The sequence below is a fragment of the Bacillus sp. FSL K6-0972 genome (assembly GCF_037976035.1).
Lineage (GTDB): Bacteria > Bacillota > Bacilli > Bacillales > Bacillaceae > Bacillus > Bacillus haynesii.
In genome coordinates this window covers 3,386,995-3,399,927 of record NZ_CP150260.1, presented here as the reverse complement: position 1 = coordinate 3,399,927, position 12,933 = coordinate 3,386,995, and the positions used below count along the sequence as shown (strand labels likewise).

Annotated in this window: 16 protein-coding genes; 9 read left to right on the top strand and 7 right to left on the bottom strand. The window is 46.3% G+C overall.

Features of this window, described 5'->3' with window-relative positions; all coding sequences use genetic code 11:
• The first annotated feature begins 14 nt into the window (after window positions 1-14).
• Window positions 15-572, top strand: coding sequence for a YufK family protein (locus MKX80_RS17340; RefSeq protein ID WP_154999202.1), 558 nt, complete (start codon window positions 15-17; stop codon window positions 570-572).
• Between the two features lie 51 nt (window positions 573-623).
• Here MKX80_RS17340 and MKX80_RS17335 read toward each other — a convergent pair whose 3' ends face one another.
• From MKX80_RS17335 to MKX80_RS17325, 3 genes are all read right to left on the bottom strand, one after another.
• Complete coding sequence (locus MKX80_RS17335; protein WP_182070145.1) at window positions 624-1,037, bottom strand: thiol-disulfide oxidoreductase DCC family protein; 414 nt, start codon at window positions 1,035-1,037, stop codon at window positions 624-626.
• A 16-nt stretch (window positions 1,038-1,053) separates the two neighbouring features.
• Window positions 1,054-2,931 carry a transglycosylase domain-containing protein gene (locus tag MKX80_RS17330; RefSeq protein ID WP_234112219.1) on the bottom strand — a complete coding sequence of 626 codons (1,878 nt, stop codon included), beginning with the start codon at window positions 2,929-2,931 and terminating at the stop codon, window positions 1,054-1,056.
• A gap of 90 nt (window positions 2,932-3,021) precedes the next feature.
• Window positions 3,022-4,293, bottom strand: a complete 1,272-nt coding sequence (locus tag MKX80_RS17325; protein WP_154999204.1) for an MFS transporter — start codon at window positions 4,291-4,293, stop codon at window positions 3,022-3,024.
• A gap of 218 nt (window positions 4,294-4,511) precedes the next feature.
• Here MKX80_RS17325 and kapD point away from each other — a divergent pair, with 218 nt between their 5' ends.
• Window positions 4,512-5,129 carry a 3'-5' exonuclease KapD gene (gene kapD, locus MKX80_RS17320; RefSeq protein ID WP_154999205.1) on the top strand — a complete coding sequence of 206 codons (618 nt, stop codon included), beginning with the start codon at window positions 4,512-4,514 and terminating at the stop codon, window positions 5,127-5,129.
• A gap of 27 nt (window positions 5,130-5,156) precedes the next feature.
• On the opposite strand, the gene MKX80_RS17315 is transcribed toward kapD, so the two are convergent.
• Window positions 5,157-5,546 carry a kinase-associated lipoprotein B gene (locus MKX80_RS17315; RefSeq protein WP_154999206.1) on the bottom strand — a complete coding sequence of 130 codons (390 nt, stop codon included), beginning with the start codon at window positions 5,544-5,546 and terminating at the stop codon, window positions 5,157-5,159.
• Window positions 5,547-5,612: 66 nt separating this feature from the next.
• Here MKX80_RS17315 and MKX80_RS17310 point away from each other — a divergent pair, with 66 nt between their 5' ends.
• Complete coding sequence (locus MKX80_RS17310; RefSeq protein ID WP_076788991.1) at window positions 5,613-5,813, top strand: hypothetical protein; 201 nt, start codon at window positions 5,613-5,615, stop codon at window positions 5,811-5,813.
• Between the two features lie 26 nt (window positions 5,814-5,839).
• On the opposite strand, the gene MKX80_RS17305 is transcribed toward MKX80_RS17310, so the two are convergent.
• Window positions 5,840-7,003: a MalY/PatB family protein gene (locus MKX80_RS17305; protein ID WP_154999207.1), complete on the bottom strand. Its 1,164-nt coding sequence runs from the start codon at window positions 7,001-7,003 to the stop codon at window positions 5,840-5,842.
• Window positions 7,004-7,109: 106 nt separating this feature from the next.
• On the opposite strand from MKX80_RS17305, the gene MKX80_RS17300 reads away from it, so the two are divergent.
• Both MKX80_RS17300 and MKX80_RS17295 read left to right on the top strand, forming a co-directional pair.
• Window positions 7,110-7,607 (top strand): hypothetical protein, encoded by a 498-nt coding sequence (locus tag MKX80_RS17300; protein WP_154999208.1) that lies wholly within the window; start codon window positions 7,110-7,112, stop codon window positions 7,605-7,607.
• A gap of 79 nt (window positions 7,608-7,686) precedes the next feature.
• On the top strand, window positions 7,687-7,941 hold the full coding sequence (locus tag MKX80_RS17295) for a DUF1871 family protein (RefSeq protein WP_154999214.1): 255 nt from the start codon (window positions 7,687-7,689) through the stop codon (window positions 7,939-7,941).
• Between the two features lie 40 nt (window positions 7,942-7,981).
• Here MKX80_RS17295 and MKX80_RS17290 read toward each other — a convergent pair whose 3' ends face one another.
• Entirely contained in the window at window positions 7,982-8,803 is an 822-nt protein-coding gene (locus tag MKX80_RS17290) for an alpha/beta hydrolase (protein ID WP_154999209.1), read from the bottom strand.
• A gap of 204 nt (window positions 8,804-9,007) precedes the next feature.
• Between MKX80_RS17290 and MKX80_RS17285 the strand changes: the two genes are divergently transcribed.
• From MKX80_RS17285 to yugI, 3 genes are all read left to right on the top strand, one after another.
• The gene (locus tag MKX80_RS17285) at window positions 9,008-9,508 is read left to right on the top strand and encodes an Lrp/AsnC family transcriptional regulator (RefSeq protein ID WP_003184796.1); all 501 of its coding nucleotides are present in this window, start codon (window positions 9,008-9,010) and stop codon (window positions 9,506-9,508) included.
• Entirely contained in the window at window positions 9,509-10,681 is a 1,173-nt protein-coding gene (locus MKX80_RS17280) for an aminotransferase (RefSeq protein WP_043927758.1), read from the top strand. It abuts the gene before it with no gap.
• Between the two features lie 202 nt (window positions 10,682-10,883).
• A complete protein-coding gene (gene yugI, locus MKX80_RS17275) occupies window positions 10,884-11,273 on the top strand; it encodes a S1 domain-containing post-transcriptional regulator GSP13 (RefSeq protein ID WP_020452765.1) in 390 nt (129 codons plus the stop codon).
• Window positions 11,274-11,305: 32 nt separating this feature from the next.
• Here the strand turns inward: yugI and MKX80_RS17270 are convergent, their stop codons facing one another.
• On the bottom strand, window positions 11,306-11,542 hold the full coding sequence (locus tag MKX80_RS17270) for a DUF378 domain-containing protein (RefSeq protein WP_003184789.1): 237 nt from the start codon (window positions 11,540-11,542) through the stop codon (window positions 11,306-11,308).
• 142 nt (window positions 11,543-11,684) lie between these two features.
• Here MKX80_RS17270 and MKX80_RS17265 point away from each other — a divergent pair, with 142 nt between their 5' ends.
• The gene (locus tag MKX80_RS17265; protein WP_182070148.1) at window positions 11,685-12,848 is read left to right on the top strand and encodes an iron-containing alcohol dehydrogenase; all 1,164 of its coding nucleotides are present in this window, start codon (window positions 11,685-11,687) and stop codon (window positions 12,846-12,848) included.
• Window positions 12,849-12,933 lie beyond the last annotated feature (85 nt).

Sequence of the window (12,933 nt, the reverse complement as noted above, 5' to 3'; positions counted from 1 at the left end):
AAGGGACTTTTTTTATGAAAAATACGTATGTAACAGGCTTTTTTCCTTTTATCGCAATTCTTCTTTTCAGTTCATCTCTTGCGATTTCTTCCGTTATCTATGCCATGGAGATGCTGTCGTCTCTCGGCATTTACAAAGGGATGCTCGAATTTTTCTCTGAGAGCGGCATCCGGATGGCTTTGTTTGCTGTGTTTACGCTGATTTTTTTCATGGTATTTTCCGCTTTGAAGCTGATTGCCAATACAGTGACAGAGCTTGCCCTTTTATTTTTCGCCAAAGATCCTGAAGGAACGAACCTGAGGAAAATCAGGATCGGTTCTGCCGTGTATCTAGGAGCAAGCCTTTTATCCTTTATTTTTGTCCAATATGCCGCTGGAATTGCAGCGCTTTTTTTACTCGCAACACTCGTATATTTTATTTTTATCGTTTATGCGATCCACAGCACGCTTTCAATCATGTCATTAATCGGTTTCATTATGTTTGAGCTGCTGTTTTGGTTTACCTTTGTAATCGGGACGGTGTATATCATCATTAAGCTTTATAACAGCGTTATGGCGAGCCTGCCCGTTTGAGCCATGCAAAAAACCGGAGCGCGGACGTTTGTCCGGCGGCTCCGGTTTTTTTTATGACAAAAATCGTTTTCTGATCTCAGGACCGGGAACGGTGCACTCGCTTTTTTGCCCAAACCATTTGTAACGGTTTTTCGCAATCACGCTGTAGACGGCGTCCCGGAGCGGACGGGGAATGATCAAGAGGGCGGAAATAGCCCGCCAAAGGCCCGGGAGGCTTTTCACCACGTGCAAGGCTGCCGTTGATTTCTGATATACCCGTCCGTTTTCGATCAAAATAAAGCTGTCAAAATGATCGGAGGGGAGCTGATATTGCTTGAGCAGATTCTCTCCGGCGTCAGATTGCAGGGAAGCGAATGAAAATAAGCCTTCAGGATCATGCTTGATAATGAATTGAACAGCACCGTCGCAAAAGTTGCACACCCCGTCAAACAGAACGATTCGCTCAGGCATATCCGCCACTTTCATCCACCCCTTTTTTGATTTAAGATGCGTATTGCAGCGTTCCTCTCCAGATTAAAAGCTGAGGTCCCGCGTTATGCAGATACTCGACATTGCCGTTTGCCTCTTTTCCGACCCATACACTCATTGTATACGTATCCGTCAATCCGACAAACCAAAGGTCTCTGTACCCGTTGGATGTTCCGGTTTTGCCTCCTACATATCCGCCGCTGAAATTCGCTTTTTTTCCGGTTCCTTCTTTGACAACCGCTGATAAGAGTTCGCGCATTTGGCTGTTTGTCCGCGTGCTGAATACTTGCTGCGGTTTGTCTTTCCATTTGTAAAGCGTTTTGCCTTTTAAGTCCGTCACCTTTGTGATTGCATGGCTGGACGTGTAGCTGCCGTTATTGCCGAAGGTCGTATAGGCATCAGCCATCTCCAGCGGTGAGAAGCCCCATGTGAATCCGCCCAATGCAGCAGGAAGACGGTAGTCGTTTTGAACAATTTTATCAAATCCGAACGGTTTTAAATAGCTGAATCCTTTTTGCACGCCGACACGGTTCAGCATTCGTACGGCCGGTGTATTATACGAATATTTAAAGGCTGTCTTGATCGACACGGTTCCGTATGTTCTTTCGTTGAAGTTGTTCGGACAGTATTCCTTGCTGCAAAATTTGCTTGCGTCAATCATGCTGCCTGCCGTCGCACCCGTTTCTTCAATGTACGGCCCGTAGTCAAGGAGCGGTTTAATCGATGACCCAGGCTGCCTGTATGCTTGGAATGCCAGGTTATAATCGTATTTCTTATAGTTTTTCCCGCCGGACATGGCGACGATTTGATGGGTTTGGTGGTTGATCACCACTGCTCCGCCTTGGACGCCTTCATAAGGGAGGCGATTCTTTACTTGCTGGACGACCCGGTTTTGCATGCCGGTATCGAGCGCCGTATAAATTTTGATTCCGCTTGTTGTAAGGGAGCTGATTCGGTTTGACAGCTCTTTTTCGATTTTTTTCTTTTCTTCTTTTGTTTTTGCCTTTTTCAGCCGTTCGTCAAACCCTTCCGAAGCAGACACCAATTCGGTGAATTCCTCGTTGACATAGGTCGTATAGTCGGGATAAGCGTCTTTCTTTTCTTTAACGCTAAGCGTAATTTTTTGCTTTACGGCTTTGTTGTATTCTTTTTCCGTGATCACGCCCGCTTTTTTCAGCCCTTCAAGCAGCCGCTTTTGGCGGGTTTTTGTGTAGTCAAAATGTTTCAAAGGATCATATAATGTAGGGTTATTAGGGATCGCGCAAATGAACGCCGTTTCGGCAAGGCTGAGAGATTTCAAAGGCTTGCTGAAGTAGAAAGAAGACGCGGATCCAATTCCGTAGACCCCATGATTAAAATAGATTGTGTTTAAGTATTTCTCAAAAATTTCTTCTTTTGAAAGCTTTTTTTCCAGCTGATAGGAATACAGGAGCTCTGTGAACTTGCGGTCGAAGGTTCGTTCATGGTTCAAATACAAGTTTCTCGAAAGCTGCTGTGTAATCGTGCTGGCCCCCTGATCAATGCCGCCTTTTTTGACATTGGCTGCGGCGGCCCGCGCCATCCCGATAAAATCAAAGCCTTTATGCTGAAAGAAATGACGGTCCTCCGAAGTCAGAAACAGCTGCTTGACATGCTCAGGGATGTCTTTATAGGGGACAAATACCCGGTTTTGGTGATCTGAAACGATTTCGGAAATCAGGGCGCCGTCCCTGTCATACATGTAGCTGTTTTGTACAAGGCCGATATCTTTTATATTGATCTTCTCATCGAGCACCTGATCGAGAGGCTTCATATTCTGAGCTTCCCGGCCGGAGGCCATTAAGGTAAAGACAAATATAGGAATTAACATCAACAGAAAAATCCATCCAAAAAATGAACGCAACTTTGTCACTCTCTTTTCGCTAAATTCTAGCCATATCGTACCATTCTTTTTGGATATCGAGAAGGATAATTTGATAGATTGGCAGTTTTTTATCCGATTTCAGCTTGCTTTTGCCTCTGATTTTTTTTGCTGGGACCTTTGGAACATCAGAAGGCATGCTCCGCCGAAAAAGAGAACGGCAGTTGCGTAAAAGGCGGAAGAAATACCGAAAAAGCTGGAAAGAACGCCGCCGAGCACCGGGCCGATGACATTGCCCAAAAATCTGAAACTTACATTATAGCCAAGCACTTCCCCTTGTATAGATCCCGGAGATTCAACTCGGATTAAAGCGGTGATGCAGGGAATCATCCCGCCAAGCGCGATTCCGAACAGAAAGCGGAAGAACACAAGCATTTCATACTGAGATGTAAGTCCTTGCGGGATAACGCAAACCGCGGCAGTCAGCGCGAGAATCATCAATATTTTTCCGTGGCCGAACCGGTCGCCTAAGGCACCCCATTTTCTCGCAGCGAGAAGGCTTCCAAGGCCCGTTGCAGAAAAAGCCAACCCTGAGAAAAATGCGAGATTCTCAGTTCCGTGCAGCTCGCTGACATATAAGGCGAGCAGCGGCTGAACACTGAAGTTTCCCACTTGGATCACAGCGGTGAGAATCATCGCCGTAATCAGCGGACGCTTATGAAGAATCGTCTGCAGCACCTGCTTTCTCGTGTACCCGGTGGAAGCATCGCGCTTCTGCTTCAGGGGCCGTTCACGCACTCCGGCAAACACGAGGAAAACGGCGCTGTAAATGGCAAATGACGTAATGAAAAACGTATATGTAAAACCGACGCGATCGGCGAGCAGACCGCCGAGCAAGGGGCCGAATAATCCTCCCGAGACCGTGCCCATCTGCAGCGTGCCGAGCACTTTGCCAGCCGTTTTTTTCGGCGTCTGAGCCGAAATCATGGCGAGGGAAGTGGGGATAAACCCGGTGACGAGCCCCATCGCCATTCTCAAAAAAAACAGTTCGTATACGGACGAGACAAGGGACATGAGAAGAATGCAAGTGCCGATGCCGGTACCCGTGATCAAGAGGATTTTTTTATAGCCGTGTTTATCACCGAACCTTCCCCAAAAAGGAGAAACCAAAAAGGCCATCAAAAATGTGACGCCGAAAACGTATCCGCTCCATTTTGCCGTAAATCCGTCCGAATAGCTGCCGAGCGTCTCAATATAGAGGGAAAGAAACGGCAGAACCATTGTGGAGCTTGCGGCCACGAAAAAATTCGCAAACCACATGATCACAAGGTTTTTCTTATAAACAGAGATGCGAATCACCTTCTTAAAAAGTTTGAATTCCCTTTCATTATAAATGAAATGTGGAAGCTGTATGGAATCGCTGCTCCTGGGAATGACGAAAATTAGGTATTTGAAGGAATTTTCAACATTTTCAGAAAATATAACCTTAAATATAGAAATATAATGATATAATAAGAGAAATATGAACGTACTTTGGAAAACATTCAGAAGACCTTAGGCTTGGACGATTTCAATCCGCTGCGTTATTTCCATAAGTTTTTTATATTGAGATAGAAAGGCAGGTGTAAAAGTTGGAAGCGAGCACCTTACTGATTATTGATTTTGAATTTACAATGCCTGAGGGAAGGTATCACCCGCAAAATTTTTTCCCGGAAATCATAGAAGCAGGGATTGTAAAGGCGGCTCATGATGAGGTGGTTGAGACATTTTCAAGCTATATTAAGCCGAAGAAGTTCCCTAAATTAACGAGGCGCTGCAAAAATTTTCTCAGCATTACTCAGGAACAGGTTGACCAAGGCATCACGTTTAATGCGCTGATAGAAAAGCTGCGGGAGCTTGATCCTGATCAAAACAGCGTCATCATTACATGGGGAAACATGGATATGAAAGTGCTGAAGCAAAATTGCATGTTCAACCATGTTCCGTTTCCGTTTAAAGGAGAGATGAGGGATCTTTCCATGGAGTACAAGGAATTCTTTGGCGACAAAACATTGACGAATTTGTGGAAAGCAGCGGAAGAGTACGGCGATTCAGGAACGGGAAAACAGCATAAAGCGCTTGACGACGCGATGACAACGTATAAGTTGTTTCGGCTCGTCGAACGGGATAAGAAGTATTTGGAAAATCCGAAACCGACGACGATCGGCGAACGGGTTGACCTTTCAAAAGTCTTTCCGCACGCCACATAAACAACCCAATCTGACAAACAGATTGGGTTATTTGTGCGGGAAATATTCTTTTTCAAGCGCATGAATAAGCTCAAGCGATTTTGCTGCGTATTCGGACGAATCGTTTTGCAGATCCGTTTTTAAGCGGCTCAAAGCTGAGCGGAGCGAATCCGCATAATCCGGTACAGCTTCATCGAACGGCTTGACCATGCGGTGCGGGATATTTGTCTGTTCACCGTAAGCGAGCGCTTTTCGTTCATGAAAAAAAGGGACGTCTGCCTGATTGGGATGATGAAGATCGCCTTGCTTCGGGTGGGTCAGCACGGCGAGGATTTTGACCAGGTAGTGCATCGGTTTAACATCCGTAATTTCGCCGATGTAGACGCCTGTCTTATAAAAGCCTTTTACGTGATCTCCGACTTGAAATTGGTTGTTCACTGCATCTGCCTCCTAATGGTATCATAATAAATAAATGGTAAAAAATCATTTCAGGGAGGAAGAAAAATGGCGCCGTTTCTGATTCAGTTTATGCTCTATTTTCCTGAAGACAAAAGAGAATATATCCCTTCTTTTATTACGCTGGCCGTTTTCTTTGTCATCGCGATTGTTGTATTCCGGCTGATCATCAAGCATTCCAAAAAAGAAGCTGAAAAAGCGGAAAAGCTGGAAAGAGAATTAAATGAAACCATCCATAAACGCTCTTAGAAGCGCCCGGCTTTCAGCCGGAACGCTTATGAAAAAGCGGTCTTCAGCCGTCTCAGTCCGTCTTTTACAATCGAGAGCGAGCATCCGACATTCATTCTGACGAATCCTTCTCCGCCCGGTCCGTACTTCGGTCCCGGCTCAAGAATCAGCTTTCCTTTATGAAGGAGAAGGCGTTTGATGTCCTGATCCGTCAATCCGAGCTTGCGGCAGTCAAGCCATGCCAAGTAAGAGGCGTCAGGCTCCATCATGCGAACCTCAGGCAGCTCCTCTGCCAAAAAGCGGCGGACTTCTTCCATATTTCGTTCAATGTAGGGGATAAGCTGATCGAGCCATGGTTCGCCTTTTGAATAGGCCGCCTCGATTGCTGCAACTGCAAATGTATTTAAAGAATGCAGTCCCTGGCGCTGCATGACCTTTGCAAAGGCGGTTCTCTTCGCCTTGTCGGGTATGATGATGGCTGAGGCCTGCAACCCGGCCAAGTTAAACGTTTTGCTCGGTGCAATGCATGTGATCGAAATATCCGCGAATTCCGGAGACAAAGAGGCGAACGGCGTATGATTCAGTCCGTTCAGCATCAGATCCGAATGGATTTCGTCGGAAACAACTGTGACACCGTGTTTAAGGCAGAGTTCGCCCAGCGTTGTCAGCTCTTCTTTCGACCATGAACGCCCGGAAGGGTTATGCGGATTGCAAAGAATGAACAGCTTCACATCCGGTTCCCCAAGCTTTTTTTCAAGGTCGGAAAAATCCATTTCATAGCGGCCGTCTTTTTCGATTAATGGATTATGTAAAACAACCCGTCCGTTTTTTTCAACTATATCAAAGAACGGCGTATATACAGGCGGCTGTACGACCACCCGCTCGCCGGGCTCTGTGTACGCCTGCACCGCTTGGGCGAGCGCTGTTACAATGCCCGGGCTGAAGGTGATAAACGCCGGTTCAGTATTCCATCCATGCCGGCGGCTGAGCCAATCGGTGACGGCTTCCTTCGTGCCCGCGTTTGCAGATGTATAGCCGAAAACCCCGTGCTCCAGGCGCTGCTGAAGGGCGTCAATAACAGGCTGAGGGGCACGGAAATCCATATCAGCCACCCACATTGGAAGCGCGTCGTTTACGCCGAATAATTCCTGTGTTAAGTCCCACTTCACAGACTGGGTCCCGCGTCTGTTATGCTCTTTATTAAAATCCATGATCTCACCTCATGACTTTTTCATATGTTATACATTAACTGTGATAAGGATAGATTGCAATGTTTTAACCAGTAAAGCTTTTATAAAATAAAGGGAGTGGTAGCTGGTGGAATGGAGCAGCATGCTTGAGTGGGCTTTTCAGCGTCATCTCAACCCTATGAGCTGGTATATTCGCCCGGTCTTTCTGGTGGCGCTTGCTTACTTTTGCTATAGGCGGACTTGGAAAGGTGTCATCATTACTTTTTTGCTGATGACGAGCAGCATGGTTTGGTTTCCCGTCCCCGAGCGGATCAATCCGGAGATGCAGGCCGTTTTGGATTACGAGCTGATGCTTTTGTCCAACCCGCTTTCAGCCGTGGTCACGCTCGCTTTCATGATGGGGTTTCTCGTGTTGATTGGCGCGGCATTTTGGAAGCGCTCCTTAGGATGGGGGCTTCTGGTATTGAATGTGACGCTGATCGGAAAGGTCGTGCTGTCAGTGATGCTGACAGGGGAAAACGGCTGGGCGCCCCTCGGAAATACCGTCTTTGGATTGATTCTCGTCAACGGCATCGGGCTGCTGCTGATCGCCTGGCGGAGGAAGCGGAGAAAAGCCGGCCGGTAGCTTGCGGCTTTCCTTATCGACAAGTCGGTGTGTTATGATACAATAGCTTTTGAAACATTACAATGAAGCGGTGATTATGATGAAAGAAAGTCAGGCAGCAGCACAAATCATACACATCATAAAAGAATGGGATCCGTTCCAAGCCGGACCCGATTTTTATGAAACGGAAGCGGCCGAAATCGTTCAGGCCGTCTACACGGAAGACGATGCAGAGCGGCTGGGCAAAGCTATCCAGACCGTTTTTGAAATATCATTTGATCAGACGCTGCCGCTGGCAAAATGCAAACAGCTGGCTGAGCGGCTTCTTGTGATCAAAGACAGCAGTTCGTGCTGATCAGAATCTAAAAACCGCCAATCGGCGGTTTTTTTTATATTCATGTCAAAATGAAATCGGCAATTTTGTCTGATACATAATCCGGATTTTCTTCAGGGACGAGGTGTCCGGTATCCCGCAGGGAATAGAAAATGGAATTGGGCAGATCTTGATGCAGCCTTTTTCCGATCTGTACCGGGACGACGCGGTCCTCTTCGCCCCAGATTAAGAGGGAAGGCGTCTCGATTTTCTTCAAATCATCCGGTGATAAATCGCCTTCCCGGTGTCTGATGAGACGTGCGAGCGCCCTGAAAATTTGATCGTCGAGAAACGGTTTCAGGTAGCCGTTGATCATTTCCTGATCGATCAGAGAGCTGTCGTAGACAACATTCATGAGATTTTTCAGCACGCCTTGTTTTGACAGCCAGCGCTTGATGTACAAATAAAAATAAGGAATATGGCTCCCGAAAATGAGCGAGCGGGGCGAACGCTTTAAATAGCCTGAGCTGCACAACAGGACGACTTTTTTGAACAGTTCAGGCCTTTCCTTTATCGCATAAAGTGAAATCTGGCCGCCCATCGAATGCCCGACAAGCACGGCGTCTTTAATCTTCAGCCTTTCGATCAGCTCGATGACCACCTTGGCCATGTTTTGATAGGTATACACAAAGGTGCTGGATTTTTCTGATTGGCCGAAGGGAGGCAGGTCAACGGCGACTAAATTAAACTCATCCTTCAGAAGAGGAATGATTTTTCTGTAGCAAAACGAGGAAGAAAGAAAACCGTGTATTAAAACGAGCGATGTCTTGCCTGGATTCTCGTAATGCTCATAATATATATTGACCCCTTGAATGGTCTCGATAGAAGGTTTTGTTAACAGCATGATCCAAATCACTCCGAATGTTTTTCTTTCATGTTCAAACAATCTGGCTGCATGTTGTCGCCTAAGTCCTGAGTATATTATTTATCGTACCCGAAAAAAATTTTTTCACGCTGCGATTTCGCTTTTTTTACCGCCTTACATTCGTTCAAAAACGTGCTATAATATTCAGAAGATTTCTTGACATATAAAAGGTGTGATAACGAGATGAAGCTAACAGAAAAAGAAACAGAAATATTGGAAATATTAGAGGAAAACAGCCGCCTCGAACCTGAAACGATTGCTAAAATGGCGAACATTTCACAGGAAGAAACAAAAGCGATTATTGAAAAGCTTGAAAAAGAAAAGGTCATCATCGATTATTCTGCAATGATCGACTGGCGAAAAGTCGACGGCCATGAAGGCGTGACAGCGATGATCGATGTGAAAGTAACGCCGAAGCGCGGCGTCGGATTTGACGAAGTGGCCGAGCGGATTTATCGTTTTCAGGAAGTTGAATCCGTTTACTTGATGTCAGGCGTATATGATCTGTCTGTTGTCATCCGCGGCAGAACGATGTCGGATATTTCGCATTTCGTGTCCGAAAAATTATCGACGCTCGAGTCGGTCGTGTCGACTACCACCCACTTTATTTTAAAGAAATACAAGCATGACGGTAAAGTTTTTGACTCCGGTGATGATGACAAAAGAATCGTGGTGTCTCCTTAAATGAGGACAACTTATATTTCGAAAGCAGCCCAGCAAATCAAACCGTCGGGCATCCGCAAATTTTTTGATCTTGCGTCCACAATGGAAGGCGTGATTTCATTGGGAGTCGGAGAGCCCGATTTTGTGACGGCATGGAATGTAAGGGAAGCGAGCATTCTTTCCCTTGAGCAGGGCTACACGTCTTATACGGCAAACGCGGGTCTTCTTTCACTGCGGAAGGAGATCAGCGCTTATCTGAATAAACGCTTTCATCTGGATTATGCTCCTGATGACGAGCTGATTGTCACAGTCGGAGCAAGCCAGGCGCTTGATATTGCGGTCAGGGCGATCCTTGATCCCGGAGAAGAAGTGTTGATTCCAGAGCCTTGTTTTGTCGCTTATGAAGCGCTTGTCTCTTTGGCGGGGGGAAAAGCGGTCCACATTCATACGAACGCAGAGCGCGGATTTAAAGCGAGCGCTGCGGATTTTGAAGCCGTTCTGACTGAGCGTACGAAGGCCATCATCCTTTGTACCCCGTCTAATCCGACAGGCTCTGTTTATTCAAAAAAAGAACTGGAAGAGATCGCGGCTTTTGCTGAAAAGCATGACCTGATTGTAATAGCGGATGAAATTTACGCCGAGCTGACATACGATGAAGCTTATACAAGCTTTGCGGAAATCGCCGGAATGAAAAAACGGACGATATTGATATCTGGTTTTTCAAAAGGGTTTGCCATGACAGGCTGGCGCCTTGGATATGTAGCAGCTCCTGCATATTTAAGAGACCCTATGCTGAAAATTCACCAGTACTCGATGATGTGCGCGCCAAGCATGGCTCAATTTGCGGCGGAGGAAGCCCTTAAAAACGGCCTCGAAGACGTCGAAAAGATGAAAAAAAGCTACCGCCGCCGAAGGAATGTGTTTGTGGATTCACTGAACGAAATCGGGCTTGACTGCCATCAGCCGGGGGGCGCTTTTTACGCGTTTCCGTCCGTTAAAAAAACGGGCATGAGCTCCGAAGAGTTTGCAGAGGAGCTTCTCATCAGCGAAAAAGTCGCCGTCGTCCCGGGCAATGTTTTCGGTCCGAGCGGCGAAGGCTATATCAGATGTTCCTATGCTTCCTCGCTTGAACAGCTTCAGGAAGCGCTCGTCAGAATGAAACGCTTTGTGCAGAAGGTCGGTGCAGTTCAATAAAAAAATGCGCACCTAAAAGGTCCGCATCAACATAAGGGGGGGAATACTAGAAAGCCTTAGTTGTTCTTTAGTATTCCCCTTTCATCTCGGTTTTAAACATCCAATGCTAAAAAAGTTTTTTTGCTTAATAAAGACTTGTATGATATAATTTTTTATTGCGTATAAAAAGAGTTAAATTCATATGATTTAGGAGTTGTTAGTTATGACAGCAAAATTTGAAGTAGGCAGTGTTTACACTGGAAAAGTGACTGGATTACAGGCGTATGGAGCGTTTGTTGCATTAGATGAAGAAACACAGGGACTCGTGCATATTTCTGAAGTAACACACGGTTTCGTTAAAGATATTAATGAACACTTGGCGATCGGTGATGAGGTGCAAGTGAAGGTTCTTTCTGTAGATGAGGAAAAAGGCAAAATCAGCCTTTCTATCCGCGCTACACAGGCAGCTCCTGAACGAAAAGAAAGCAAGCCTAGAAGACAAAAGGCTGTTCAAGCCGAAGATACAGCTGCTCCACAAGGGTTCAACACGTTAAAAGACAAACTTGAAGAGTGGATCGAGCAGTCCAACAGAAAAGATCTTATTAAGAAGTAAATGAAAAAACTCCGGCAAAAGCCGGAGTTTTTTTAACGCATTTCAGGCTGTTTGGCGTCTTCGCCGGCGGTCTCTTCAGCCGGTTTAAATAAAAGGCCGAGGTTGATCAGGCCTGCGATTCCGACAAGCGCGTAAACGGTCCGGGCTAAAGCAGACCCTTGGCCGCCAAAAATGGCTGCAACCAAGTCAAATTGAAAAAATCCTATCAGTCCCCAATTGATTGCTCCGATGATTGTTAATACCAATGCAATACGTTGAAGTGCATTCATTTATTTTTCCTCCTTTTTTGAAGACCTTTATTTCACATTTATAGATTGCGACCGATTTGGAAACATTATACGCCTGAGGAGCAGATCGCTTTACAGGGCGCTTGGCGATTTCCCATAATAGTAAATAAAGGAGGAGATGTAGATGGATAACTTTACATATTGGAATCCCACGAAGCTGATTTTCGGCCGGGGAGAAGTTGAAAAGCTGGCAGACGAGGTGAAACACTACGGCCGCAATGTCTTGCTCGTATACGGCGGAGGCAGCATTAAGCGGAACGGTTTATACGATCAAGTCATTTCAATCCTTGAAAAGGCGGGTGCAACCGTCCATGAACTGCCTGGCGTTGAACCGAATCCGCGTGTTGCCACCGTGAATAAAGGAGTCGCGATCTGCAAAGAGAACGATATTGACTTTCTATTGGCAGTTGGCGGCGGAAGCGTCATCGATTGTACGAAAGCGATCGCCGCTGGAGCGAAATACGACGGCGACGCGTGGGATATTGTGACGAAAAAACATATTCCGGCTGATGCGCTGCCGTTTGGAACGGTTTTAACGTTAGCAGCGACAGGATCGGAAATGAATTCGGGATCTGTGATCACAAATTGGGAAACCAATGAAAAATACGGCTGGGGAAGCCCGCTCGTCTTCCCTAAATTTTCAATTCTTGATCCGGTCAACACGTTTACCGTCCCAAAAGACCACACGATTTACGGCATTGTCGACATGATGTCCCACGTGTTTGAGCAATATTTTCACCATACCGAAAATACCCCTTATCAGGACCGGATGTGCGAATCCCTGCTCAAAACGGTAATTGAAACAGCTCCTAAGCTCATTGAAGACCTAGAAAACTATGAGTTGCGCGAAACGATTTTGTATACAGGCACCATTGCGCTGAACGGCATGCTATCAATGGGCGCACGCGGAGACTGGGCGACGCACAATATCGAGCACGCTGTTTCAGCCGTCTACGATATTCCGCATGCGGGAGGGCTTGCAATTCTGTTCCCGAATTGGATGAAGCACACGCTTTCCGAGAATGTCGGCCGCTTTAAACAGCTTGCCGTCCGTGTTTTTGATGTAGATGAAACAGGAAAAACCGATCGTGAAGTGGCGCTTGTTGGAATCGAGAAACTGTCTGAATTCTGGACCAGCCTTGGCGCGCCAAATCGTCTTGCCGATTATGACATTACAGATGAGAAGCTGGACGTCATTGCCGATAAAGCGATGGCAAACGGCGAATTCGGCCGTTTTAAAACGCTGAATAAAGACGATGTTCTGTCTATTTTGAAGGCTTCTTTATAAGACTTCTTGACGGCTCAAGGAGAACCGCCATTTCTTGAGCCGTTGTTTATTGTTATCTTTTTGACAAAACTGCGGGTGGCGGGCT